This window comes from Agromyces sp. SYSU T00194 (assembly GCF_040496035.1).
Classification (GTDB): domain Bacteria; phylum Actinomycetota; class Actinomycetes; order Actinomycetales; family Microbacteriaceae; genus Agromyces; species Agromyces chitinivorans.
Window position 1 is genome coordinate 2,241,562 of the sequence record NZ_JBEPJZ010000001.1, and the last position, 23,276, is coordinate 2,264,837.

Annotated in this window: 29 protein-coding genes; 25 read left to right on the forward strand and 4 right to left on the reverse strand. The window is 69.8% G+C overall.

Annotated features, from left to right (window positions below):
• Window positions 1-3: 3 nt before the first annotated feature.
• From ABZK10_RS10540 to ABZK10_RS10660, 25 genes are all read left to right on the forward strand, one after another.
• The gene (locus ABZK10_RS10540) at window positions 4-186 is read left to right on the forward strand and encodes a hypothetical protein (protein ID WP_353809149.1); all 183 of its coding nucleotides are present in this window, start codon (window positions 4-6) and stop codon (window positions 184-186) included.
• Entirely contained in the window at window positions 183-1,358 is a 1,176-nt protein-coding gene (locus ABZK10_RS10545) for a phage portal protein (protein ID WP_353809150.1), read from the forward strand. Before ABZK10_RS10540 ends, ABZK10_RS10545 begins: the two co-directional genes overlap by 4 nt.
• Window positions 1,355-2,062, forward strand: a complete 708-nt coding sequence (locus tag ABZK10_RS10550; protein ID WP_353809151.1) for an HK97 family phage prohead protease — start codon at window positions 1,355-1,357, stop codon at window positions 2,060-2,062. The genes ABZK10_RS10545 and ABZK10_RS10550 overlap by 4 nt, the downstream gene beginning before the upstream one ends.
• 136 nt (window positions 2,063-2,198) lie before the next feature.
• Window positions 2,199-3,611, forward strand: coding sequence for a hypothetical protein (locus ABZK10_RS10555; protein WP_353809152.1), 1,413 nt, complete (start codon window positions 2,199-2,201; stop codon window positions 3,609-3,611).
• A 78-nt stretch (window positions 3,612-3,689) separates the two neighbouring features.
• Window positions 3,690-4,130 carry a hypothetical protein gene (locus tag ABZK10_RS10560; RefSeq protein ID WP_353809153.1) on the forward strand — a complete coding sequence of 147 codons (441 nt, stop codon included), beginning with the start codon at window positions 3,690-3,692 and terminating at the stop codon, window positions 4,128-4,130.
• A gap of 18 nt (window positions 4,131-4,148) precedes the next feature.
• Entirely contained in the window at window positions 4,149-4,706 is a 558-nt protein-coding gene (locus tag ABZK10_RS10565) for a head-tail connector protein (RefSeq protein ID WP_353809154.1), read from the forward strand.
• Complete coding sequence (locus ABZK10_RS10570) at window positions 4,703-5,185, forward strand: hypothetical protein (RefSeq protein WP_353809156.1); 483 nt, start codon at window positions 4,703-4,705, stop codon at window positions 5,183-5,185. Before ABZK10_RS10565 ends, ABZK10_RS10570 begins: the two co-directional genes overlap by 4 nt.
• The gene (locus ABZK10_RS10575) at window positions 5,182-5,547 is read left to right on the forward strand and encodes a hypothetical protein (RefSeq protein ID WP_353809158.1); all 366 of its coding nucleotides are present in this window, start codon (window positions 5,182-5,184) and stop codon (window positions 5,545-5,547) included. The genes ABZK10_RS10570 and ABZK10_RS10575 overlap by 4 nt, the downstream gene beginning before the upstream one ends.
• Window positions 5,544-6,569, forward strand: coding sequence for a phage tail tube protein (locus ABZK10_RS10580; RefSeq protein ID WP_353809159.1), 1,026 nt, complete (start codon window positions 5,544-5,546; stop codon window positions 6,567-6,569). Before ABZK10_RS10575 ends, ABZK10_RS10580 begins: the two co-directional genes overlap by 4 nt.
• An 18-nt stretch (window positions 6,570-6,587) precedes the next feature.
• Window positions 6,588-7,109 (forward strand): hypothetical protein, encoded by a 522-nt coding sequence (locus tag ABZK10_RS10585; protein ID WP_353809160.1) that lies wholly within the window; start codon window positions 6,588-6,590, stop codon window positions 7,107-7,109.
• On the forward strand, window positions 7,106-7,510 hold the full coding sequence (locus ABZK10_RS10590) for a hypothetical protein (protein ID WP_353809161.1): 405 nt from the start codon (window positions 7,106-7,108) through the stop codon (window positions 7,508-7,510). Before ABZK10_RS10585 ends, ABZK10_RS10590 begins: the two co-directional genes overlap by 4 nt.
• A gap of 8 nt (window positions 7,511-7,518) precedes the next feature.
• Window positions 7,519-7,671, forward strand: coding sequence for a hypothetical protein (locus tag ABZK10_RS10595; RefSeq protein WP_353809162.1), 153 nt, complete (start codon window positions 7,519-7,521; stop codon window positions 7,669-7,671).
• 7 nt (window positions 7,672-7,678) lie between these two features.
• Window positions 7,679-10,321, forward strand: coding sequence for a phage tail tape measure protein (locus ABZK10_RS10600; RefSeq protein ID WP_353809163.1), 2,643 nt, complete (start codon window positions 7,679-7,681; stop codon window positions 10,319-10,321).
• A complete protein-coding gene (locus tag ABZK10_RS10605; protein ID WP_353809164.1) occupies window positions 10,321-11,145 on the forward strand; it encodes a hypothetical protein in 825 nt (274 codons plus the stop codon). The genes ABZK10_RS10600 and ABZK10_RS10605 overlap by 1 nt, the downstream gene beginning before the upstream one ends.
• A 26-nt stretch (window positions 11,146-11,171) precedes the next feature.
• Entirely contained in the window at window positions 11,172-12,407 is a 1,236-nt protein-coding gene (locus tag ABZK10_RS10610; RefSeq protein WP_353809165.1) for a hypothetical protein, read from the forward strand.
• On the forward strand, window positions 12,407-13,288 hold the full coding sequence (locus ABZK10_RS10615; RefSeq protein ID WP_353809166.1) for a hypothetical protein: 882 nt from the start codon (window positions 12,407-12,409) through the stop codon (window positions 13,286-13,288). Before ABZK10_RS10610 ends, ABZK10_RS10615 begins: the two co-directional genes overlap by 1 nt.
• A 43-nt stretch (window positions 13,289-13,331) precedes the next feature.
• The gene (locus ABZK10_RS10620) at window positions 13,332-13,979 is read left to right on the forward strand and encodes a hypothetical protein (RefSeq protein WP_353809167.1); all 648 of its coding nucleotides are present in this window, start codon (window positions 13,332-13,334) and stop codon (window positions 13,977-13,979) included.
• 13 nt (window positions 13,980-13,992) lie between these two features.
• The gene (locus ABZK10_RS10625; RefSeq protein WP_353809168.1) at window positions 13,993-14,859 is read left to right on the forward strand and encodes a M23 family metallopeptidase; all 867 of its coding nucleotides are present in this window, start codon (window positions 13,993-13,995) and stop codon (window positions 14,857-14,859) included.
• Window positions 14,856-15,272: a hypothetical protein gene (locus tag ABZK10_RS10630; protein WP_353809169.1), complete on the forward strand. Its 417-nt coding sequence runs from the start codon at window positions 14,856-14,858 to the stop codon at window positions 15,270-15,272. Before ABZK10_RS10625 ends, ABZK10_RS10630 begins: the two co-directional genes overlap by 4 nt.
• A 5-nt stretch (window positions 15,273-15,277) precedes the next feature.
• Window positions 15,278-15,556 carry a hypothetical protein gene (locus tag ABZK10_RS10635; RefSeq protein ID WP_353809170.1) on the forward strand — a complete coding sequence of 93 codons (279 nt, stop codon included), beginning with the start codon at window positions 15,278-15,280 and terminating at the stop codon, window positions 15,554-15,556.
• 6 nt (window positions 15,557-15,562) lie between these two features.
• Window positions 15,563-15,931 carry a hypothetical protein gene (locus tag ABZK10_RS10640; protein ID WP_353809171.1) on the forward strand — a complete coding sequence of 123 codons (369 nt, stop codon included), beginning with the start codon at window positions 15,563-15,565 and terminating at the stop codon, window positions 15,929-15,931.
• Between the two features lie 143 nt (window positions 15,932-16,074).
• A complete protein-coding gene (locus tag ABZK10_RS10645) occupies window positions 16,075-16,887 on the forward strand; it encodes a hypothetical protein (protein WP_353809172.1) in 813 nt (270 codons plus the stop codon).
• Window positions 16,884-17,603, forward strand: coding sequence for a LamG domain-containing protein (locus tag ABZK10_RS10650; protein WP_353809173.1), 720 nt, complete (start codon window positions 16,884-16,886; stop codon window positions 17,601-17,603). The genes ABZK10_RS10645 and ABZK10_RS10650 overlap by 4 nt, the downstream gene beginning before the upstream one ends.
• On the forward strand, window positions 17,603-18,280 hold the full coding sequence (locus tag ABZK10_RS10655) for a hypothetical protein (RefSeq protein ID WP_353809174.1): 678 nt from the start codon (window positions 17,603-17,605) through the stop codon (window positions 18,278-18,280). Before ABZK10_RS10650 ends, ABZK10_RS10655 begins: the two co-directional genes overlap by 1 nt.
• Window positions 18,281-18,487: 207 nt before the next feature.
• Window positions 18,488-20,518, forward strand: coding sequence for an acyltransferase family protein (locus ABZK10_RS10660; RefSeq protein ID WP_353809175.1), 2,031 nt, complete (start codon window positions 18,488-18,490; stop codon window positions 20,516-20,518).
• A gap of 70 nt (window positions 20,519-20,588) precedes the next feature.
• Here ABZK10_RS10660 and ABZK10_RS10665 read toward each other — a convergent pair whose 3' ends face one another.
• The 4 genes from ABZK10_RS10665 to ABZK10_RS10680 form a co-directional block, all read right to left on the reverse strand.
• Complete coding sequence (locus tag ABZK10_RS10665; protein ID WP_353809176.1) at window positions 20,589-21,050, reverse strand: helix-turn-helix transcriptional regulator; 462 nt, start codon at window positions 21,048-21,050, stop codon at window positions 20,589-20,591.
• A gap of 70 nt (window positions 21,051-21,120) precedes the next feature.
• Window positions 21,121-21,321, reverse strand: coding sequence for a nuclear transport factor 2 family protein (locus ABZK10_RS10670; protein WP_353809177.1), 201 nt, complete (start codon window positions 21,319-21,321; stop codon window positions 21,121-21,123).
• 78 nt (window positions 21,322-21,399) lie between these two features.
• Window positions 21,400-22,224, reverse strand: coding sequence for a tyrosine-type recombinase/integrase (locus tag ABZK10_RS10675; RefSeq protein WP_353809178.1), 825 nt, complete (start codon window positions 22,222-22,224; stop codon window positions 21,400-21,402).
• 304 nt (window positions 22,225-22,528) lie between these two features.
• Window positions 22,529-23,239, reverse strand: a complete 711-nt coding sequence (locus tag ABZK10_RS10680; RefSeq protein WP_353809179.1) for a GNAT family N-acetyltransferase — start codon at window positions 23,237-23,239, stop codon at window positions 22,529-22,531.
• Window positions 23,240-23,276: the final 37 nt, after the last annotated feature.

Consider the following 23,276-nt stretch of genomic DNA (forward strand, 5'->3'; position numbering starts at 1 on the left):
CCCGTGTCCAAGCGAACCCAGCCCCGCTGGCTCAAGGCGGTCACCACCGTCTTCGAGCTCGTCGGCGCCGCGGCGATCGCCTACGGCGTGGCTCTGATCTTCCTCCCCGCAGGGATCATCGTGGGCGGTGCAGCCCTCATCGGGCTCTCGTACGTCCTCGAGCGTGGGGGAGTGCCGGCCCGATGAGTCTCCTCTTCCGCAGCACCACGCTGACCGATGTCGGCGTCCAGTCGCGCAGCCGCTCGATCGGGAAGGTCCGAGTCACCGCCGACAAGGCGCTCACCCATTCCGCCGTCTGGGCAGGTCTCCGCCTCCGCGCCGACCTGGTCTCCTCGATGCCCCTCGACGCGTTCCGCAAGGTGGCCGGGTTCGACCTCGAGGTCCCGAAGACCCCGGTGCTCCTCAGCCCGGGGGGCTCCGACGACTGGTCGATGGACACGTGGCTCTGGGCCACCCAGTACGATCTCGACCGCGTCGGCAACACCTTCGGCATCATCCGTGAGCTCGACCAGGCGAAGCGCCCCAAGGTGATCGAGCTGCTCGACCACCGCGACGTCACCGTGCGATCGCTCCCGAAGGCTCCTGCCGGCGAGCCCAACTTCGGCTACTGGGTCAACGGATCGCAGGTGCCGAACGACCAGATCTGGCACGAGCGGCAGTACCGGCTCCCGGGCCTGGTCATGGGTCTCTCCCCGATCTCGTACGCCGCGGCATCCATCGGGTTCTACCTCACCGCGCAGCAGTTCGGCATCGAGTGGTTCACCAACGGCGGCACGGTGCCGTCGGGCGTGCTCCGCAACAAGGAGAAGACCCTCAAGGGCTCCGAGCCCGACGAGGTCAAGGAGAAGTTCAAGCTCGCCGTCGAGAACCGCGACGTGTTCGTCACGGGCAACGACTGGGAGTACTCCACCCTCAACGCTCTCGCGAACGAAGCGCAGTTCCTCGACACGCAGAAGCTGAGCGCGCTCGAGGCGAGCCGCTTCATCGGCGTCCCGGCGGACCTGCTCGACCTCGCGATCTCCGGACAGTCGGTCACGTACGCGAACATCACGCAGCGCAACCTGCAGTTCCTCATCATGAACCTCTGGCCGGCCGTCCGCCGGCGCGAGGCGACCCTCTCCCGCCACCTGATGAGCGAAGACCGGTTCGTGCGGTTCAACACCGACGCGATCCTCCAGCTCGACCCCGAGACGAAGTCCAAGGTCTTCGGCCAGCAGATCCGCGACCGCATCCGCACGCCCTCCGAGGTGCGCGAGAAGTACAACCTCCAGCCCTTCACGGAAGAGCAGCTCGACGAGTTCGACCGGCTCTTCCCCAACCGCACGCAGAAGCCGATCTCGAACGGAGACCAGCCATGAACACCCTCGTCGCAGACCTCGACGGCCGCCGCGCCGCGTGCGAGGCCGACCCGTCGCAGGCACCGTTCACGGAGCAGCGCGACCACGCATTCCCCGCGCAGCTGCGCGCCAGCACCGTCGAACGCGACGGCAAGGAGTTCCACCGTGTCGAGGGCGTCGCGAGCGTCGTGGACACCTGGTACGAGATGTACGACTTCTGGGGGCCGTTCGACGAGCGTGTCGCGTCCGGGGCGTTCGACAAGACCCTCGCCGCGAACCCCGACGTCGCGTTCCTGCTCAACCACCGCGGGATGACCATGGCGCGCACCCGGTCGGGAACCCTCGACCTCGGGCTCAACGAGCACGGCGACCTCGCACCGGTCGCGTTCCTCAACCCGAAGCGGCAGGACGTCCGCGACCTGGTCACCGCGATCGAGGACGAAGACGTCGACCAGATGAGCTTCGCGTTCCGGATCATCGGCGGGGAGTGGTCGCCGGACTACTCGGCCTACACGATCACCGAGGTCGACCTCGACCGCGGCGACGTGTCCGCCGTGAACTTCGGCGCCAACCCGTACACCTCGATCAGCGCGCGTGCCAAGCTCCAGTTCCTCGAACGCGCGCTCCCCGGCCAGAGCCGCCGCGACGCACTCGGGGAGCAGCCGACCGCCCGTACGGGCACCTCGCTGACCGTCGCGAAGCTCCGCCACTCGCTGGCCGAGTAGACCTCCTGCGTCCGACCGGGCGCAGGGCCACCGCGCACGCCTCTCGGCGACCGCAGATGCCGGCCGTCGACGCCAGATGAGCGCCGCGCACGCGCAATCCAATGCCCGGGACCACCCGGGAGAGAGGAGTCCCACCGTGGACTTCAAGAAGCTCCTCGCGGAGCGCGCGGCACGCCGCGCAGCACTCGTCGCCAAGCGCAAGGCGCTCAGCGACGAGGCAACGTCCATCATCGCGGCCGCCGAGGCCGACGACGCCCGCGCCCTCACCGAGACCGAGGACGCCCGCTCGCTCGAGATCATCGCCCAGCGTGCCTCCCTCCAGGAGGAGATCGACCAGCTGGACTCGGAGGTCGAGACCATCCGCGCCGCCGAGCGCGCCGACGAGGCCGAGCGCGCCGAAGCCGAGCGCGGCACCGCGACCGGTGCCGTCGTGCCCGCCGCCCGCATCGGCTCCGAGCCGCGCACGTACATGCGCGAGAAGGACCCGAAGGGCAAGCAGTTCGCCAACGACGTCCTGATGCAGTTCATGCGCAACGACGCCGGCGCGAACGAGCGGCTCGCACGCCACATGTCGGAGGAGATCGTCGAGCGCGAGGCCGCCGGCCAGCCGCTCGTCTCGCGCGCCGCCGGCACCGGTGCGTTCTCCGGCCTGGTCGTCCCGCAGTACCTGACCGACCTGTACGCGCCGGCCGCGCGCGCGGGCCGGCCGTTCGCGGACGCCTGCCGTCACCACGACCTCCCCGAGACCGGCATGACCGCGTACATCGGCAAGGTCACCACCGGCACGACCGTCGACGACCAGTCGGCCGAGCACGCGACCGTGGACGAGACCGACATCGACGACACGCTCCTGTCGGTGCCGATCGCGACCGCGGCCGGCTCGCAGACCCTGTCGCGGCAGGCCGTCGAGCGCGGCATCGGCGTCGAGGACACGACCGTGGAGGACCTGTTCTCCGCGTACGCGACCAACCTCGACGGCAAGCTGCTGAACAAGGCGGCGATCGGTCTCACGAACGTGGCGACGGCGATCACCTACACGTCGGGCTCCCCGACCGGCCTCGAGATCTACCCGAAGCTGGTCGGCGCCGGCGCCGCGGTCGAGGCCGCGCTGCTCACGGCGATGCTCGGCGACACGATCGTCGTCATGCACTCGCGCCGGTGGTACTGGCTGCAGTCGCAGCTCACCTCGACCTGGCCGCTGTTCGGCCAGCCGGGTGTGCAGTCGCAGCACGTCGGCGAGAACTTCGCCGAGAAGTACGGCGCGGGCTTCCGCGGCGTGCTGCCGAACGGCACCCCGGTGATCGTCGACAACAACATCGTCACGAACCTCGGCGCCGGCACCAACCAGGACGAGATCTACGCCGGCGCGCAGTCGGAGCTGCACCTGTGGGAGGACCCGTCCGCCCCGATGCTGATCCGCGCGGAGCAGACGCAGTCGAAGAAGCTCGACATCGATCTCGTCGTGTACGGGTACTACGCCTTCACGGCGGAGCGTCGCCCGCACGCGCAGAAGATCGGCGGCACCGGCCTGGTCGCCCCGACGTTCTGACCCGCCTGACCGAGGGGCTCGCCGGCATCCGCTGTCGGGCCCCTCGGTCGTCACCCCACCAGATCGAAGGAGCAGACCATGGCCGAATCCAAGGCCGATCGCGTCGCGCGGCAGCGCGACGAGTACATCGCAGGGCTGGAGGCCGAGCTCGTCGGCTACGAGCGCTACGGAAACAAGGCCCGGGCCAAGGACGTCCGCGCCGAGCTCAAGCGCGTTCGCGAGCAGGGCGAGCAGGAAGTCGCCGCGGCCGCCGAGCGCGCCGCGGCCGCCGAGTCCGGCGAGACCATCACCCCGACGGACGCATCCCCGTTCGGCGAGATGAGCCTCCGCGACCTCAAGGAGGCCGCGGCCGCTCGCGGACTCACGGTCAACAGCCGGACCCGCCAGGACTTCATCGACGCCCTCGACAAGGCCGAAGCGGAACCCGCCACCACCGACGACACGGACGACGGCGGCGCGAGCGACGACGAGTCCGACGGCAAGTCCGAGGACGGCGCCGGCGACGGCGCATCCGAGTAGGCGAGGGGAGGAGCCGGAATGGCACTGATCACCCTCGCCGACGCGAAGAAGTCGATCTACAACGGCTACGCCGGCTCCTCCACCGCCGACGACACCGACATCCAGGAGTACATCGACGCCGCTACGCCGGTGATCGAGGACATCGTCGGACCGCTCGAGGCGGACACCATCGTGTACGAGCGCGACGGCGGGAAGACGGGCATCCAACTGCCCACCGCGATCGCGTCCGTCGACGAGGTCCTCGAGGACGACGTCGAGATCGCCGACTACTTCGCGTCGAAATCCGCCGGCATCATCTACGCCGGCACCCGCACGAACCGCCGCCAGTTCTCGCCCGGCACCCGCAACATCCAGGCGACCGTCACCGTCGGCCGTACGGTACCGCCGAACGTGAAGCTCGCCACGCGTGAGCTCGTGCGGTTCTGGTGGCAGCAGGGACGGCAGGGCAACAACCGGCCCAGCCTCGGTGTCGAGTCGCCGGGCGAGCCCATGGTGAACACGCCTTCCGGGTTCGCCGTCCCGCGCCGCGTCTGGGAGCTCTGCCGCCCCGACCGCGTGATCGGACAGTTCGGATGAACGCCACCGGCACCCAGTGGCTGGCACTCAAGAACGCGTTCGTCGCGGCCGCCCACACGCTCTGGGACTCAGACCAGGCCGTGCAGATCGTCTTCGGTCAGCCGGGCTACCCGGTCCCCGACGACATCGTCGCCATCACGGACGGCACCACCGAGCAGCAGCCCGGACCGATGGGCGGCCGCCGCCTCCGCGACGAGGACCTCACGCAGGACGTCGTGATCTCGATCTGGCGCCCCGGCGGGCAAGAGATGGAGAAGGTCGCCGCCGAACGCGCCGACGAGCTCCTCCGCCAGCTCGAGCACCAGGTCCGCCACACCGACACCACCCTCGGCGGCGTCGTCGAGTGGTGCTTCCTCACCTCGGTCCGCCACGAAGGCACACCGCAGGAGCTCACCGGCGACGGCCGGCTCTGCCAGCTCACCGTCACGTTCACCGCCCGCGCACGAATCAGCAGCACGACACCAGTGGAGTTCTCATGACCAAGACGCTCATCCACCACTCGCCCGCCGGCGCCCTCGAGATCGTCGGCGTCCTCGGCGCCGTCCCGCCCGGACAGCCGTTCGACGTCGACGACAAGCTCGCCGACTCGCTCCTCGCATCCGCGCTCTACGAGGAGGTGACCGTCATCGACGGCGTCGCCCTCGACACCCTCAAGCCCGCCGAGCTCCGCGCGCTCGCCACCGAGCACGGCGTCGACGTTCCCAAGCGCGCCAGCAAGGCGGAGCTCCTCGAGCTCATCCACGCCGCGGACCTCCCCGTCCTCGGCGAGCCCGACGACCACCCGGCCGCGCAGGCCGCCGACGCGGCGCCCGCCGCTGACCAGCAGGGAGAGAACCAGTGACCACCCTCTTCGATTCCGCCGTCGGCCTCGCCAAGGAGCCGTCGTTCGGGACGTACACCGCCCCGACCAAGTTCGTCGAGTTCACCGAGGCGGGCCTCAAGAAGATGCCCACCGTCGTCACCGGCAGTGGCCGCCGCTACGGTGAGCGCGTCCGCCGCGCCGACCGCCGCGTCGTGACCGCGTGGGACGTGGCCGGCCCGATCGCGACCGAGCTGCTCACCAAGGGCATGGGCGCGCTGTTCGAGGCCGTCCTCGGCACCGGCACGTCGACCTCGGTCCCGACGACCTCGGCGTTCCAGCAGCTGTTCACGCCGTCCGCCGGCGACCCGGTCGACTCGTACACGATCCAGGCGTCCGTGCCGTTCGTCGGAGGGGCCACCCAGCCGCACAGCTTCGTCGGCATGTATGCCACCGGGCTCACCATGGCGATCGCCGAGGGCGGCGTCCCCACCCTCCAGGTCCAGTGGTCCGGCAAGGACCTCGACACCGGGCAGTCGTTCGTCACGCCGAGCTACCCGGCCGACACGAGCCTGTTCTCGTTCGTGCACGGCGCGATCGTCGTCGGCGGCAGCCTCACCGTCCCGACCACCACCGAGGTCGGCAGCATCTCGGGGGGCACGACCGCGGACGTGACGGACTTCAACCTGCAGGTCGACAACGGCATGAGCCCCGGCCGCCGCTACCTCGGCGGCAGCGGACTCATCGGCAACCCCGGGTTCCTCGGTGAGCTCGGCATCAGCGGCTCGATCACGGTCGACTACACGTCCAACGCCCTCCGCGACGCGTTCATCGCGCAGGACGACCTCGCGCTGATGCTGACCTTCCAGCACCCCGTCGAGATCGACACCGGCGTGTACCCGACCGTGCAGGTCGTCGTGCCGAACATCCGTCTCGACGGCGACATCCCGACCGACAACAACGGCGCCCCGATCAGCCTGCAGCTGCCGTTCACCGGACTCGGAGTGACCGGCAGCCAGCCGATCTACTTCGTCGTCCGCACCGCCGAGACCGCGATCTTCTAGCCCGGGAGGAGGGGGTCGATGCAGCCCACGAGCGGTGGATACCGCATCTACATCGACCCCCAGCAGTGGTACCGCTTCGGGCAGGAGCTCGCGAAGTTCGACCCCGCCCTCAAGCGCGCGCTCACTAAGCGCATCCGCAACGCCGGCGAGGTCGCACGCAGGGCCGTCATCAAGCGCCTCGAGGAGAACTCGCCAGCCGGCGGACCCGACCTCCACCAGCGACGCCTCGAGCTGATCGCCGCGACCAAGCTCACTGTCTCGTTCCGCAAGGGCAACAGCACCGGCGTCCGGCTCGTCACCTCCGGACGCAACCTCCCCGAGGACCACAAGGGCCTGCTCAAGGTCTACAACCTCCCCACCTTCCGCCACCCCGTCTACGCCCGCGGCGACGCCCGCGGCGACTGGACCTGGGTGCAGCAGAAGGGCCGACCCTACTTCGGCTCAGCCATCCGCGAAGCACTCGACAAGGCGCTCGCGGAAGAGGTCGCCGCAGCCGTTCAGGAAGCCGTCGAAGCGATCGGCGCGAAAGGACGCATATGAGCGCCCCCAAGATCACCGTCACCGTCAAGGGCCTCGTGACGGTCGACATCCTCCACGTCATCCCCGATGCGCCGCTCGAGGACCTCGACATGGTCGAGACCCTGTCGGCGACGGGCAACGGCGGCGCGGTCACGGTCGAGTCGCTGCGGGCGTGGGTCGTCGAGGCCATCCGATCGAACGACCCGAACCAGCTCGTACTGACGAAGTCGGACCGCGAGCACTTCCGCGCCTTCGCGTGGCTCGCGCTGCGCGGTGCGCGGCCGCAGCCGGACGTGGGGGAGTTCGCCGCATTCCGCGACGTCCGCCAGTCGGATGTCGTGTTCGACCTCGACCTCGGCAACGAGGAGGCCGACCCAAAAGCGCCGGAGCTCGAGCACGAGGGGGCGCCCCCGGCGTCGTAGTCCGTCACGTGCGGGAGTCGATCGAGGAGTGGCTCCCGCTCGTCTCGCACCTCTTCGGCGTCGGCTACCACGACGCGATGCGCCTACCCCTGCGGGTCTGGTCCATCTACATCAACCAGGCGGCGGACATGAAGCGTCGCGCCGAGGAAACGCGGGGGTGAGTGACACGTGCCTGCCAGCAAGTCTCTGATCTTCGACATCGTCGGCCGCGACCGCGGCGCGGCATCCGCGCTCAACGACGTCTCGAACAAGCTCCTCGGAGTCGGCGCCGCGACCGTGACCGGCGTCGGCATCGCCGTGAAGAAGTTCGCCGACTTCGACCAGCAGATGTCGCTCGTGCAGGACGGCACCCGCGCGACCACGTCCGAGATGGACGACCTCCGCGAGGCTGCGCTGCAGGCCGGCGCCGACACGAAGTACTCGGCGACCGAAGCCGCGGCCGCGATCGACGCGCTCGGCCGCGCCGGCGTCGCAACCGACGACATCCTCTCTGGTGGACTCACCGGTGCCCTCGACCTCGCGGCCGCCGGCAACCTCGACGTTGCCCAGGCCGCCGAGATCGCCTCCGTGGCGATGGTCCAGTTCAAGAAGACCGGCGAGGAAGTGCCGCACATCGCGGACCTCCTCGCCGCCGGCGCCGGCAAGGCGATGGGCTCCGTCGAGGACCTCTCCATGGCCCTCAACCAGTCGGGCCTCGTCGCGTCGCAGGCGGGCCTGTCGATCGAGGAGACCACCGGCACCCTCGCAGCGTTCGCGTCCGCTGGCCTCGCAGGCTCCGACGGCGGCACGTCGTTCAAGACGATGCTCCAGCGCCTCAACCCGGTCTCCGCCGCCGCTCGCGCGAAGATGGACGAGCTCGGCATCAGCGCGTACGACGCGCAGGGCAACTTCATCGGCATGGAGCAGTACGCCGGCGTGCTCCGCAACGCGCTCGCCGACCTCTCGCCCGAGGCGCGGAACGCCGCCCTCAACGTGATGTTCGGCTCGGACGCCGTTCGCGCCGCTTCCGTCCTGTACGAGCAGGGCGCCGACGGCATCGGCGAGTGGATCACCGCGACCGACGACGCTGGGTACGCGGCCGAGTCTGCCGCGATCCAGATGGACAACCTGTCCGGCGACGTCGAGCTGCTCGGCGGGTCGATCGAGACCGCGCTGATCAAGCAGGGCTCCGGCGCGAATGGCGTCCTTCGCGAGCTCACGCAGACCGCGACGGGGCTCGTGAACGGGTTCGCCGAACTGCCGCCCGGTCTTCAGCAGAACCTCACCATGCTGACCCTCCTCGGTGGCAGCGCGGCCGTCGTCACTGGCGGCGCACTCAAGCTGATCCCAGCGATCGACCGAACGCGGGTCTCGCTCCGCCGCCTGAACGCCACCGGGTCCCGCTCGATCAAGGTCCTCGGGAAGGGCGCCGGTCTGGCCGGCGTCCTGACCGGACTCGTCGTTGGTGTGTCGATCCTCGACCAGATCGCGCACGCCGGTGACGCCGCAGCGATGGGGCTCGAGGAGCTCGGCCGCGCCGCCCGCAGGGGCGACCTCGACGCAGGATTCGCGGACATCTCCTCGAGCGTCGGCGATCTCGACCAAGCGCTCGAGCTCATGCTCGGGCACTCTGTCGACTCCGAGATAGAGCGGTGGGCCGACGCCGTCTTCGGCTGGTCCGGAGTCCACGGCGTCGTCGACGAGACCCGCACCTCGTTCCAGAATCTCGGCCAGGTACTGGCCGAGATGGTCTCGTCGGGCAATGTCGAGCAGGCTGAGCGGATCTTCAACCAGGTCGCCGCGGCCGCCGCGGAGCAGGGCTTCGAGGTCGAGCAGGTCAAGGACCTTATGCCCGCCTACGGCGAAGCCCTCGCGGGCGCCGCCAACGAGCAAGACGACATGGCCCGATCCACCGACGAAGCGACGGTCAACCTCGCCGGCCTCGGCGACGAAGCGACTGACACCGAGCAGAAGGTCTCCGACCTGGAGGACCAACTCCGCAACTTCGGGTCCGTGACGCTCGACACACGGCAAGCGCAGCGGGACTTCCAGCAGGCGCTCGCCGACGCGGCCGACGCGCTCGAGGAGAACGGCAAGACCCTCGACATCACCACCGAGGCGGGTCGCGAGAACCAGGACGCGCTCGACGACATCGCAAAATCGGCCGCCGATCAGGCCGCGTCGATCTGGGCGTCGACCGAGTCTGAGGAGGCGCTGCAGGAGGCGCTCGCCGATTCCCGCGCGGACCTGATCGAGGCCGCGACGCAGTTCGGCATGTCGGCCGACGAGGCCGAGGCGTATGCCGACAAGGTGCTCGCGACGCCGTCCGAAGTGATGACGACCGTCAAGGTCGCTGGGATCACCGAGGCGCGGCTTGCGTTCGACAACCTGATCGCCGGCTATCAGAACCGCTCGGTCACCCTGCGTGCAGTGATGGAGGCGGCCGACAAGCTGCCGGGAAACGCTGCGGGTGGTGCGATCTACGGTCCGGGCCCGAAGGGCGTCGATTCGGTGCTGCGGATGCTCGCCCCTGGCGAGCACGTCCTCACCGCCAACGAGGTCGACCTGATGGGCGGCCAGTCTGCGGTGTACGCGTTCCGCCGACAGCTTGCGACGGGTGCCCAGATGATGGGCGCGCCGTCTGTGCGTGCGGCCGGCGTGCCTGTCGGCATGTCCGGCGCCGGCCAGGCGCAGGCGCTGTCGCTCGAGGGGCTCGCGATCTCCGGCACCCTCCAGATCGGCGGTGACGGGCTGGCCCGCATCATCGACGGGCGCATCGTCCGCGCGAACCGCGACACCCGCGTGAGTCTCGAGAACGGAAGGCGCAGCTGATGACCGCACCGACGCTCACGCAGTTCACGAGCGGCTTCCCGTGGGTCGAGGTCTTCCTCGGCTCGGGCGACGTCGACGCGTCCACCGTCACCCTCCGGTACTACCGGTACTCCGAGGGGCGCATCTGGTTGCTGCGCGGTGGGGTCGACGTCGCCCCTGACGTCGCCGTGCTCGACTTCGGATGCCCGCCCGGAGTCCAGGCGACCTACCGCGCCGAGCAGTTCGACGTCGCCGGCGTCTCGCTCGGGTTCACCGACTCCGCGTCGACGACACTGAACGTCAGCGGCACGTGGGTGCACAACCCGCTCGACCCGTCGAACGGCGTCGCCGTCGAGCTCGATATGGACACCAGCTACGAGCACGTGCGGCCCACGCCCGGCGACCTCGTGCATCCGGAGGGCGCCGGGCTGCCCCGCCGGATCGGTGTTCCCCGCCACGGGGTCGAGGACCTCCCGATCGTGCTGAACCTCGACGATCAGGCGACGTACGAGGCGTTCGACGCGCTGCTCGGATCGTACGCGACCCAGCAGATCGGCATCCTCTGCCTCCGCACGTCCGAACCAGTGCTCTGGCCGCGCACGTTCTACATCTCGTCGCCGCAGTTCCGGGCGCGCGACAACACCTACCGCTACGGCGGGCAGTGGATGCAGTTCGTCGCGTCGGTGACCGAGGTCGAACCGCCCTACCCGGGCCTGTCGACGCCGCTGCTCACGACCGACGACCTCGACGCGGCGTACGACGACACCGACCTCCGGGACGCCGCCTACTCGACGACCACCGAGATGGACCGGGACTACTCGCTGGCGGGCCTCGCCAGCCAGTAGCACCCGCGGCCGAGGACGGAGCCACGATGGCACGCGAAGCATCCACCACCCTCGCCGGCGTCCTGACCGGGTCGTTCGACCACCACTGGGTCGCCGACCTCATCTACAACGGGGAGCGGCGCCTCGCGTCGGTCCCGCTGACGGACGTGGCCTTCGCGGAGAACGGCGACGCGAAGGTCCAGCAGTCCGGTGCGTGCACCATCGTGTGGACCGACGAGTTCGGCCGCTCCATGAGCCCGCTCGAGATCTCCGACGCGTTCGCACCGTTCGGTGCGCAACTCAACGTCTACTCCGTGATCAGCGCGGGCCCGTTCCTCGAGCGCGTGGCGTACGGCATCTTCGAGATCACCAAGGTCCCGTCGGCCCAGGACGTGCACATGCCCTTCCGGGGCGATTGGATCACGACCGGGTCGACCATCCAGCTCGAGCTCAAGGAGCTGCTCGCCGGCGTCGACGAGGAGACGTTCGACGTCCCGTCGGCGCCGTCGCAGCTCTCATCGGCGTGGGACGAGATCGCCGTACTGTCCGGCCTGCAGCTGACCCGCGCCGTCGACGACGCCGCGATCCCGCGATCGATCCTCTACCCCGAGGGGAAGCTCGACGCGATCGAGCTGCTCATGCGCGACGTCCTCGAGGCGTACCCGCACATGACCGCCGACGGGACGCTCTCCGCGCGGCCGATCGAGGCGCCGGCATCCATCGACTCGATCGAGCGCGACAAGACCCTCGTCTCGGTGAAGTCGAACATGGCGTCGACCGGGCTCTACAACCGCGTCGTGATCCGCTCCCACGGCAGCGGCGATGAGGTCGCCGTCCTGGCGGTCGCCGAGATCACCGAGGGGCCGCTGCGGGTACGGAACTCTGACGGGTCGGTCTCGCCATTCCGCTCGCGAACCAAGCACTTCTCGTCCGAGTTCGTGACGACGTCGGGGCAGGCGCAGCCGTGGGCCGACCGCGAGCTCGAGAAGGCATCGCAGCTGCGCGGCCGCATGGTCGACGTCGTCGAGATCTTCAACCCGCTCCGTGAGAGGGGCGACGTCGTGCTCGTCGAGCGGCCGAAGATCTGGCTGGTCTGCCGCGTGGCGACGATCGACCGGAGCGCGCACGCAACCCAGCGACTCACGTGCGAGCTGCTCGCCACGCTCCCGAACACGTCGGGCGTTCCGTCCGCCTGGGAACCGCCGGCCGAGCCGACCGTCGACGGAGCGTTCTTCGCCGACGATCTGTTCTTCGCCGACGACCTGTTCTTCGTGGAGGCGTGATGAGCAACGACGTCGATCCGGTCTTCCGACTCCTCGAATCCAAGTCCAGCGCGCGCACCCTCGTGGGCTGGTACCGGGGCCTCGACGACGACCGCATGACCGTCGACGTCGGCGGCGGCCGCTTCCCCGCGTACCCGCTCACCGGGTACCGGCCCGCGATCAACGAGCGCGTCACCGTCTGGATCATCGACGACGTCCCCTTCCTCGTCGGCCCGATCGTCTCCCACCCCGTCGACGGCACCATCGTGTCGACGGCATCCGGCATCGCGACCGTGTCCACCGACCAGGGCAACGTCTCAGCGACGTACCCGCTCGGCGCGAGCTACTCCGGCGGCGAGGCCGTCCGACTCCAGTGGGGCGGCGATCGCCCCCACGTCATCGGCGTGAAGTCGACCAGCCCGACCGCGCCGGACCCCGGCGAGGACCCGGGCGGCGGCGGCGTGAAGACCTACTCGCCAACGTTCCGCGCCCGCTACGACTCCGGCTCGTACGGGTCGTCCTGGTTCACCAACCGCATCTACTCGTCGATCTCGAACCTCGGCGCCTGGTTCTACGGCAACAAGATCCGCGACACCATCCCCTCCGACGCCGAGATCCTCAAGGTCGAGATCTACCTCGCCCCCGCGAAGCTCTTCGGCGACCCGGCGAACATCGGCGTCCACAACCACGCCAGCCGGCCAGCCGGCTCCCCGACGATCTCGTCGACGTCGGCCGTCGCCCCGCACGCCGGATGGAACACGCTGCCCAACTCGGTCGGCGACGCGCTCAAGTCCGGCGGCAGCGCTCGCGGTATCGGCATCGTCCACGGCGGGTACCACATCTTCCTCTCGCCGACCGAGGACGGCGAGTCCGGGAAGCTCCGCATCACCTACAAGGCATGACCACCGAGCCCCGGCGGGGCGTCGAGCACACAGGAGGACCGGCATGGGCTGGACTGACGGCGGCGGCAGCGACCCGAAGGGGCTCGGCGAGTTCAACACCGACCCCACGACGAAGGCCGACAAGAACAAGCTCCGCGACATGATCGCGGAGCGCGGCAACCGCCGCGAGGGCACCAACGCCGAGCGTGACGCCCTGTCGGGGAACGATCTCTACGACGGCCTCGAGTTCTACGAGACCGACACCGAGGAGACGTGGCTCTACACCGACGACTGGGCGCTCGTGCGCAAGCCGCGCACGGCATTCACCCCAACCTGGACGAACCTGTCTCCCGGCTCCGGGGCATCCACCTTCGCCGAGTACTCGGTCCACAACGGCTGGGTCAAGGGCGTCGTGGTCGTCACCCTCGGGACCTCACCGACCGTCGGCGACGTGCAACTCGCGGCGCCGTACGGCACGGTCGACGAGTCGGACCTCCGGTACCCGATCGGCCAAGCGCTCTTCGTCGACGACTCCGGCGGCGTCGCAGGCCGCTACATGGGCATGCTGCACACGCTCAGCTCGTCCATCTTCCGCGTCGCACGCATGAACACGGGCGACGTCGGCGCGGTCGCCGTGCTGACCTCCTCCACCCCGTTCAGCTGGACCTCCGGAGACCAGCTCTCGATCACATTCGAGTACCCGCTCGCCTAGGGAAGGTCCGACCATGCACAACCCTTGGGCGTCGTACCCGGTGACGGGCGACTGGGAGAACCATGCGTCGTATTCCGAGGGCGGCACCGACTGGCCTCTCGCGTACGGCACGGCGCTGTACGCGCCGGCAGCGGGCCGGCTCGAGAACAACGGTTGGAAGGGCACCGCTGGGCGTCGCGCGACGCTCTGGCTCGACACCCCGGTGAAGCGCGTCCGCGCGCGATCCACCACCCGGATGCTCGGCGGCTACGTCGAGCACGACTGCGACATGGTCGCCGTCGTGCTCCAGCACGCGAAGGGCTACCTCGGCTCCGGGCACTACGACGAGGGCGCGCTGATCGGGTTCTCTGGGGCATCCGCGTCAGGGCTCGACTGGGGCGGCGACGTTCACCTCCACGCACACGGGCTGTGCAAGCACGGCCGCCGCGTGGACTTCATGAAGTTCGTCGGCGCATCGACCGCCGGCGGCAGCAGCACCCCCATCGACAACACCACAGACGAGGAGGAGATCGACGTGACGTTCGACAGCGTGACCGTGCTGAAGTTCCCGGCGGAGACCGGCGACGCGCTCTACATGTGCGCGGACAACGGCAACATGGTGAAGCTCGACGTGCCGCTGGTCGCGAACATCCTGCGCGACATCAAGGCGGGCGTGTTCAACGGGAAGTACAACCGGGCGCAGTACACCGAGTTCCGCAAGGTGATGCGCCAGCTCTTCCCGCGCCCGACCGCGACGGCCGACGTCGACGAGATCGCGCTCGCCGAGGCGCTCGCGGGGAAGATCCCGGGCGCCTCGCGTGAGGATCTGATCGACGCCATCCAGGAGTCGATCCCGGCGATCTCGGAGGGAGTCGTCGACGAGTTCAAGGACCGGCTGTGATCGCGCGGCTCGGTCGGCTCTGGGAGTCGATCACGGAGCCGCGGCACCTCAAGGCGGCGTACTTCGTGATCTACGCGGTCGCGTTCGTCACGGGGTCGGTGACGTTGCTCGTCCCGCCGGTGACGATCGCGGGCCAACTCGGGCCCGCGATCACGGTGCTCTGGTCGATCCTGTTCATCGCAGGGTCGACCGGGGGACTCCTGGCGGTGTTCCCCGGCTGGTGGTGGGCGGAGCGTCTCAGCGCGGTCCTCATCGTGACCGGCATCCTGATCTACGCGATCGTGATCGGCTCCCTGCACTTCACACACACCGGGTCGCGGCTGACGCAGCTCGGCGTGCTCGCGCTCGCCGCGTCCCCGTTCGTCGTCCGCTGGCTACTCATCCGCAAGTACTCGCACGAACCTGAGGGGTGAGCGGCATGGAGCCCGTGCAGTTCTGGGCGATGCTCCTCGGTTCCACCGTGGTCGGCGGCGTCATCACGAAGCTCATCGACAAGCTGTCCGATTGGCGCACCGGCGCCGCGGCGGAGCGGCGCGCGGAGGTCGCGCGTGCGTTCCGGGAGCGGAACCGCCTCGAGGCGCGCACGCGCGTGCTCGCGGAGTCGCTCGCGATCCACCGTCGGAAGATGATCGACGCTCCGTGCATCGACACCGACGACCCCGACCAGTTCCCCCCGTACCCCGACCTGAAGGACTGAATCCCCATGGAGATCATCTACTCGTTCGACCCCGCGCTCATCCTGCAGCTGGTCATCGCGACCGTGCTGCCGCTGCTCGTGGGCCTGGTCACGAAGACCGTCACGCATCCCGGCATCAAGGCCGCGCTGCTCGCCCTCTTCGCGATGGCCACGAGCCTGCTCACCGAGCTGCTCGTGGCCGTGCAGGCGGGCGTCGCGTACGACCTCGGCACGGGGCTCCTGGGGGCGCTGCCGACGTTCCTGGTCGGTGTGGGCCTGCACTACGGGTTCTGGAAGCCGACGGGTGCGTCGGCGGCCGCGCAGCGCACGTTCGTGAAGGACGCCGGCACGGTCGGCGACGGGCCGGCCGACATCACTTCGCTCCCGGAGGGGTAGCCGTGCCGGCCGCGACGGAGCTCACCTGGTGGCAGGTGCGGGTCGCGTTCGGTGTCATCCGGTGGGCGCTGCGGATTCTGTCCGTGGCGCCCGCCGTCGTTCTCGCGTTCCTGGTGGGGCGCGCCTGGCGGAAGGGGTAGGCCATGCCGATCAGCTATGTGCAGCCGACGGTCGTTGCCGGTACGGACCACAAGACCGATGCGGGCGGGTCGACCAAGCTTTCGAAGGCGTTCGTCGACGCGTTCCTGACCGCGATCAAGGCGGCGTGCGACGGCGTCGACACGAACGAGGCGGCGATCGCGCTGCTCGCGCCGCTGGCGTCGCCGGCGTTCACGGGGAACCCGACTGCGCCGACCCCGTCGGCGAGCGACAACGACACGTCGATCGCGACGACCGCGTTCGTGCAGGCGGCGCTCGCGGCGCTGGTGGACTCGTCGCCGGCGGCGCTCGACACGCTGAACGAGCTCGCGGCCGCGCTGGGCGATGACCCGGCGTTCGCGACGACGGTCACGAACGCGCTCGCGCTGAAGGCTCCGCTCGCGTCTCCGGCGCTGACGGGGACTCCGACGGCGCCGACGCAGTCGTCCGGGACGGACTCGACGGCGATCGCGAGCACGGCGTTCGTGCAGGCGACTCGAGGCGAGTACGTCGGGGTGAACGCGCAGACGGGCACGACGTACACGCCGGTGCTGTCGGATCGGGGGAAGCTCGTCACGCTGTCGAACGCGGGGGCGATCACGGTCACGTTGCCGCAGGACTCGTCGCTGGCGTTCCCGGTGGGTGGGCGGATCGACTTCGCGGTGCTCGACACGGGCATGGCGACGTTCTCGGCCGGGACGGGGGCGACGGTGAACGGCACCCCGTCGGCAGTGACGCGCGCGCAGTACTCGGCGGTGACGGCGATCAAGATCGCGGCGAACACCTGGCTGATCGTCGGCGATCTGGAGACGCCGTGATCCCCGCGGGCATCGTCGCGTCGGGGTTCGTGCTGCCGGCGACGGGCGGCGGGAGTGACTACTACAACGAGGTGATGGCGGACTCGCCGTTCGCGTACTTCCCGCTCGACGACTCCGGTTCTCCGGCGGTTGACGCGACCGGCGACAACACCGCCGTGAGTGGTGGGAGCTGGCCGACGTTCGGGCAGGCCGATCTCGGCGACAGCGGCGCGTCGGCGGACTTCGACGGCTCCACCGACGGGTTCTACTTCAACGCCGGCGAGGACATCGGCGGCACGTCGGGCGAGATCACCGTCGAGGCGCTCATCTACCCGCATTCGATCTCGGGCACGCACTGCTTCGTCTCGCACGACCTCGATACGGGCCGGTTCTGGCAGTTCCGCACGAACGGCAACGACGCGCAGGTCGTGCAGATCGGCGGGTCGAACTACGGGGGTGGGACGCTCGCGACGAACACGGTCGCACACGTCGCGTTCACCGCGGTGGAGAGCGGAACGGTGCGCGTGTACGTCAACGGCTCGGAGGTCACGAACGGCGCCGAGAACGGCGACATCTTCCTCGCGGGCAACGAGTCGGACGACTACCGGTACTTCATCGGCCGGTCGAACTACTCGTCGTCGTTCTTCGACGGGCTCATGGCCGGCGTCGCGCTCTACGACTCGGCGCTGTCCGTCTCGCGGATCCTTGCCCATGCCGAAGCTGCGGGGGTTGCCTGATGTCGTACGTTCATCTGACCGATGGTGTGCCGGACGAGTTCGGGTCGCCGCCGCGGCTGTCGCTCGTCGACGGTGGATGGCTCGACCTCCGCACCCTGGACCCGGCGAAGCTCGCGGCCGCGGGCTGGTATCCGCTCGTGCGGACGCCGCGTCCGGACGACACGGCGACGACGACCTGGGATCGCGGGCACGAGTTCGACGGTTCGCAGGTCACCGTGACGTGGACCGAGGTGCCGAAGACGCAGGAGCAGCTCGACGACGAGGCGAACCGTGCCACGCTCGACGCGGCACGCCTCGAGTTGGACCGGGCGCTCGCGCTCACCGCTCCGGACGAGCTCGCCGCGCTGCAGGCGGCGCAGTTCGCCACCGAGGGCATCACGGACGGTTCTCCCTGGCGTCAGCCGGCTGGGGTGCACGACGCGTACCCGCTCGATGCGATCGTGACGCACGCGGGCACCGAGTGGATGTCGCTCGTCGCGGCAAACACCTGGGAGCCTGGCGTGTCGGGGTGGCGTGAGAGCGTCGAGGCCCCGGAATGGGTTCAGCCCACCGGTGAGCACGACGCGTACAACACGGGAGACCGGGTGACGTTCAACGGTGCTGTGTACGAATCGACCAGGGACGGCAACGTGTGGTCGCCGGACGTGCTTCCGTCAGGTTGGACGCTGATCCCCTGAGCTGGCCGCTGATGTGCCCCCTCTCACCTTCGGGTGGGAGGGGGCACGTTCGTCGTTTCAGGGCATCCCCGCATGCACCGGACGCCGAGGGCCGCTATCGTAGGACGACCCTCGGAAGGTGCGCCAACACCAGCCGAGGGCCTAACCCACCGTCAAGGTCTAGTTGATCGGAGGGCTGCCATGCAGTCTAGGACCGCCGTTCCCCTCATGAATTCACTTCGCCCGCGCCGACGCCTGCGAGCAGACATTCAGGCGCTGCGCGCACTGGCGGTCCTCGCCGTGCTCGCCTACCACCTGTGGCCGCACGCGCTGACGGGCGGGTACGTCGGCGTGGACGTGTTCTTCGTGATCTCCGGGTTCCTGATCACGTCGCACCTGGTACGCGAGCTCGAGCAGACCGGCACGATCCGCGTCGGCCAGTTCTGGGCCCGCCGGGCGAAGCGCCTTCTACCGGCGGCACTCATCGTGCTGCTCGCGATCGCCGCCGCGACGATCATCCTCGTCCCCGCCACGCGGTGGGTGCAGTACCTCACCGAGGTCGGCGCCGCATCGGTATACGTCCAGAACTGGCTCCTCGCCGCGCAGTCCGTCGACTACCTTGCGGGCGCCGCCGACCCGTCACCCGTCCAGCACTTCTGGACGCTGTCGGTCGAGGAGCAGTTCTACCTCGTCGTCCCCCTGCTCCTCCTCGCGGCCGCCGCGCTCAGCCGGCGCCGCGGCGCGCTCGTCGCGCTCGCCGCGCTGACGGTCGCATCGTTCGCGTACGGCGTCTGGTTCACCGACTGGTCGACGGCGGCGTACTTCTCGACGCTCACGAGGGCGTGGGAGTTCGGCATCGGCGCGCTCGTCGCGTTCCTGCCCGCCGTCACCCGCGGCCGTAACGCGATCGCGCTCGCCGGCGTCGCGGCGATCGCGCTCGCCGCGGTGCTCTACACCGGCCAGACGCCGTTCCCGGGCACCGCGGCGCTGCTGCCCGTGGTGGGCACGGCCGTGGCGATCTGGGCCGGCCAGCGTTCGATCCTGACCGGTGTCGGCGAGCTGCGCCCGGTCGCGATGGTCGGCCGGATCTCCTACTCGCTGTACCTATGGCACTGGCCGCTCATCGTGCTCGTCCCGTTCGTCTCGGGGGCACCGCTGACGCTCCCGCAGAAGCTCGGTATCATCGTGGCATCCCTCGGTCTCGCGTGGCTGTCGACGACGCTCGTGGAGGACCCGATACGGAACCACCGGCGCCTCCTCGGCCAGCGGCGGCCGCGCACGGTCGCGGCGTGGGCCGCCGGCGGCATGGCGCTCGTGCTGTCGGTGAGTGTCTCGGCGTGCACCGTGCAGGCGCAGGAGATCGAGGAGACGATCGCGGCCGCGCCGGCAACGATGCCACCGGTCGACCTCGACTCGGCGGAGTGCGTCGGCGCGCAGACCATGGACGCCGACCTCGACTGCACGCTCCCGGAGCGCGACGGGTTCGTGACGTCGCTCGCCGCCGTCGCGGAGGACGACCCGAACCGCGACGAGTGCTGGTCGGGCCGCGGCGTCGCGGACTTCGATCTCTGCACCCTCGGCGCCGCCGAGGAGTACTCGAAGCACCTGCTGGTGATCGGCGACTCGCACTCGTCGGTGTTCCTCGACGTGTGGGACGACCTCGGCACGCTGAACGGATGGCGGGTCGACCTCGCAGGGCATGCCGGCTGCTACCTCACCACCGCGACCCTGAACGCTCCGGACGCGGAGGCGCGGCAGGGGTGCGACGGCTGGCGCGCGGCCGCGCTCGAGCACGTCGCGGCCGCCGACGTCGACGCGATCATCGTCACCCGGTCGATCCCCGCGACGCTCGCGATCCCCGTCGGCGGGGAGTCGGGGTCGGACGCACAGATCCGTGGGCTCGTCGAGGCGTGGGCGGTGCGGGATCCGTCGATCCCGCTGCTCGCGATCGTCGACAACCCGGTGATGCCGGCGGCGACGTTCGCGTGCCTCGAGACGCACGGTCCCGACGACGCCGCGGCGTGCGACCAGCCACGCGACGACGTGCTGCGGCACGACCTCCAGCGCGACGCCGTCGAGCAGACCGAGAACGCCCACTTGGTCGATCTGACGGGGTTCTACTGCACCGAGATCACGTGCCCCGCGGTGATCGGCGACGTCGTCGTCTACAGGCCCGACGGCAACCACGTCACCGGGACCTACGCGGCCACGCTCGCGCCCTACCTCGAGCGGAGCGTCGTCGAGCTCACCGGCGACTGACCGGCACGCGACGAGCGCCCTCCCGCCCTTGAGTGGGCGGGAGGGCGCTCTTGGCGTTGCAGGAGGGGGGCTAGGTGTCGCTGTCGTCGGCCGGTGCGGCTTCCAGGGTGGCGATCTCGTGCTCGGCGATCGCCCATGCCTTCTCGCCGACGCGCTGCGCGGTCGAGAACCCGCCGGCGGCGATCCGCTTGAGGACCGCCTGCCGGGAGAGCCCGAGCCGCTCCGCGACCTCCGAGACGGAGAGCAGCGCGGGGACGGTCACGAAGCCCTGTCGGGCGTCGAACTCGGCTTCGGTCATGACCTCGGCCCGGATCGCGGTGGCGCCGGTCGCGGACTCGACGATGGCGATCGCCGCGGCGGTCGCCTGGCGCAGGTTCTCCGCGGGGATGTGGAGCTGCGCGTCGACGTAGCCGCGGGGCGACATGCCGACGGCGGCGTGGAACTCCTCGAGGGCGTCGTGGATGGCCACGAGCGCATCCGTGGTGGCGCGCCGGCGGTTGACCTCGATGTGTGCGCTGTACGTGGTGCTCATGATTCTCCTCTGGCATCATGGGAAGGACCCGAGCCCGGGGGCGTCAGCTTCGCCCCCGGGCTCTTTGTGGCTACCGGGGCGGCCACTCGAACCCGGCCCGCCGCGCCTTGGCGATCCCGTTCTTCACGGAACGCCAGTCGCTCGCGGTGCCCGAGAAGGTCACAACCAGCCGCCCGTCGCGGTACACCATGACGTGCTGCTTGCTCGTGACCTCGATCTCGAAGCCCTGCTTCTGCAGTGCCTTGATGATCTTCTTCAGGTCCTTGTCCATTTTGCCTTACCTCCTCTCTGCTTGACAACATCAGTCTATCAGAGAGGTTGGCGTATGACAACTCGATGAGGAATGAACCTAGGCTGCAGACGGCAGCGACAGCCGGCCGATCCCGGCAACCTGACGCGCAGCGTCGACCTCGGTGTAGATCGCCGTCGTCGCTGGGGACTCGTGCCGCATGAGCGTCTGCACGACGCGGAGGTCGACGCCCTGGTTCAGCAACTCGGTCCCGTACCAGTGACGCAGCTGGTGCGCCTTCCCGCGATAGCCGGCCCGCGCCATGGTGTGCATGATCGCCGACGACACCGCCTTGGCCGTCACGTGTGACGCGCTCGTCTGCTTCGAGTACGCGGGGAACCACCAGCCATCGCGGGGAAAGGTCGCGCCTTCGTCGATGATCTGCGGGTGCGCCGGCAGGAGTGCGGTCTTCCCGCCCTTCCCGGTCACTGTGAGCGTGTGCGCCGACCAGTCAATGTCGTCGCCGCGGAACTTCGCGATCTCGTGCACCCGCAGGCCGGCCAGCGCGGCGAGCAGGATCATCATGCGCGTCCGACGCCGGTTCGCGGCCGCCAGGATCTTCTCGAGCTGCACGCCGGGTACCGGCCGCGGGCGGGACTTCCGCCGGCGCGGCCGTGGAGTCTTCGCGGTCGGATCGTCCGACCGGAGGTCGACTGTCACCATCCAGCCGAAGAACGCCCGGAGGCTCGCATGGTACGTCGCCCGCGACGTGTCGCCGATCCCGGGCCGCGCGATGAAGCGGATCACGTCCATGCTCGTGATCGTGAGCGGTTCGTTACCCGAAAAGTCGAGAAGGTGGCGTACAGTCGAGGCGCGCTCAACGATGGTTCGACCCGAAAGGCCCTGCGCCTCTTGCCAGAGTTGCCAGTCATCCAGGATGGCCATCGCTCTACCCTCCGGTGGTCTCGGTAAGCCCGACCCTATTTGCGGCGCGCGGACGCCGGACCCCCGTCTTTTGGGGCTAGTCGGTAGGTTGCTCTCTAAAGTCGGGTCAGGGGACCCGGGGTCCCGTCACGCGACCTGCCGCGCTCGCCGGAGGTCATCGAGTTCACGCTCGGCGAGGCCCGTCACGGGCCCGAACTGCCGAAGCCGCCCCTTGTAATGAATAGGTCGTGGGTTCGATTCCCACAGGCGGCTCCGCACAGCCCCCACCCGGTCCGGGTGGGGGCTTCGCCGTTCGTCGGGCGCGTCAGGCCGTGACGACGTCCCACTCGGCGAACCGCTCGAATCCCGCTGCGCTCGCGAGCGCGAGCGAGGCGGCGTTGTCGGTCTGGCACCGGTACTGCGGCTCGTACCCGAGATCGAGCGCGTCGGCGGCGATCGCACGGACCAGCCGCGTCGCGAGCCCCCGGCCGCGGAACCCGGGCAGCGTGATCACGCCCACGTCGGCGAGCATCGAGTCGCGCCAGGGGTACGCACTCGCCGCCGCGACCAGGCGCTCGCCGACGAAGGTGCCGTGCGCCCGCCAGTGATCGAGCTCGACGTACGCCTCTTCCAGGTCGTCGGCGGGAGCGTCCGCGCAGAAGCGCGCGAACTCCGGGGCATCCGCCGGGGTGAGGGCCCGCGTGCCCGGTGCCGGCGGCAGCGCGGCCACCGCACGCTGCGCATCCGGCGTCAGGTAGGAGACCACGTCCGCACCGTTCAGCGCGAGGCCGGCGTCCTCGAGGCGCGAGCGGAACTCCCGTCGAGGCACCTCGTCGCCCGTCGCGGCGCGGAGCCGCTCGGCGGCTGCCGGCGCCAGGGTCGCGAGGGCCGGGCCCTCGACGACCTCGAGGAGGGTGGCGAGCAGGTCGGCGCGGAGGTCGGGGTCGACGACGATGCGGTAGGCATCGGCGGATGCCGCATCGAGCGACGAGACGCCCCAGAAGTCGGTCACGTCGGCGGAGAAGGCGGGTCGCACCCCTCAAGCCTGCCGTACCGTGCCGACGGCAACGGCA

What these genes read in the sequence shown, in the direction of transcription:
- ABZK10_RS10620 (WP_353809167.1), top strand. Translation starts at nt 13,332, where the DNA reads ATGGGCTGGACTGACGGCGGCGGCAGCGACCCGAAGGGGCTCGGCGAG.
- ABZK10_RS10670 (WP_353809177.1), bottom strand. Translation starts at nt 21,321, where the DNA reads ATGGACAAGGACCTGAAGAAGATCATCAAGGCACTGCAGAAGCAGGGC.
- ABZK10_RS10565 (WP_353809154.1), top strand. Translation starts at nt 4,149, where the DNA reads ATGGCACTGATCACCCTCGCCGACGCGAAGAAGTCGATCTACAACGGC.
- ABZK10_RS10570 (WP_353809156.1), top strand. Translation starts at nt 4,703, where the DNA reads ATGAACGCCACCGGCACCCAGTGGCTGGCACTCAAGAACGCGTTCGTC.
- ABZK10_RS10625 (WP_353809168.1), top strand. Translation starts at nt 13,993, where the DNA reads ATGCACAACCCTTGGGCGTCGTACCCGGTGACGGGCGACTGGGAGAAC.
- ABZK10_RS10585 (WP_353809160.1), top strand. Translation starts at nt 6,588, where the DNA reads ATGCAGCCCACGAGCGGTGGATACCGCATCTACATCGACCCCCAGCAG.
- ABZK10_RS10550 (WP_353809151.1), top strand. Translation starts at nt 1,355, where the DNA reads ATGAACACCCTCGTCGCAGACCTCGACGGCCGCCGCGCCGCGTGCGAG.
- ABZK10_RS10675 (WP_353809178.1), bottom strand. Translation starts at nt 22,224, where the DNA reads ATGGCCATCCTGGATGACTGGCAACTCTGGCAAGAGGCGCAGGGCCTT.
- ABZK10_RS10640 (WP_353809171.1), top strand. Translation starts at nt 15,563, where the DNA reads ATGGAGATCATCTACTCGTTCGACCCCGCGCTCATCCTGCAGCTGGTC.
- ABZK10_RS10610 (WP_353809165.1), top strand. Translation starts at nt 11,172, where the DNA reads ATGGCACGCGAAGCATCCACCACCCTCGCCGGCGTCCTGACCGGGTCG.
- ABZK10_RS10635 (WP_353809170.1), top strand. Translation starts at nt 15,278, where the DNA reads ATGGAGCCCGTGCAGTTCTGGGCGATGCTCCTCGGTTCCACCGTGGTC.
- ABZK10_RS10560 (WP_353809153.1), top strand. Translation starts at nt 3,690, where the DNA reads ATGGCCGAATCCAAGGCCGATCGCGTCGCGCGGCAGCGCGACGAGTAC.
- ABZK10_RS10590 (WP_353809161.1), top strand. Translation starts at nt 7,106, where the DNA reads ATGAGCGCCCCCAAGATCACCGTCACCGTCAAGGGCCTCGTGACGGTC.
- ABZK10_RS10615 (WP_353809166.1), top strand. Translation starts at nt 12,407, where the DNA reads ATGAGCAACGACGTCGATCCGGTCTTCCGACTCCTCGAATCCAAGTCC.
- ABZK10_RS10645 (WP_353809172.1), top strand. Translation starts at nt 16,075, where the DNA reads ATGCCGATCAGCTATGTGCAGCCGACGGTCGTTGCCGGTACGGACCAC.
- ABZK10_RS10605 (WP_353809164.1), top strand. Translation starts at nt 10,321, where the DNA reads ATGACCGCACCGACGCTCACGCAGTTCACGAGCGGCTTCCCGTGGGTC.
- ABZK10_RS10545 (WP_353809150.1), top strand. Translation starts at nt 183, where the DNA reads ATGAGTCTCCTCTTCCGCAGCACCACGCTGACCGATGTCGGCGTCCAG.
- ABZK10_RS10660 (WP_353809175.1), top strand. Translation starts at nt 18,488, where the DNA reads ATGAATTCACTTCGCCCGCGCCGACGCCTGCGAGCAGACATTCAGGCG.
- ABZK10_RS10655 (WP_353809174.1), top strand. Translation starts at nt 17,603, where the DNA reads ATGTCGTACGTTCATCTGACCGATGGTGTGCCGGACGAGTTCGGGTCG.
- ABZK10_RS10665 (WP_353809176.1), bottom strand. Translation starts at nt 21,050, where the DNA reads ATGAGCACCACGTACAGCGCACACATCGAGGTCAACCGCCGGCGCGCC.
- ABZK10_RS10575 (WP_353809158.1), top strand. Translation starts at nt 5,182, where the DNA reads ATGACCAAGACGCTCATCCACCACTCGCCCGCCGGCGCCCTCGAGATC.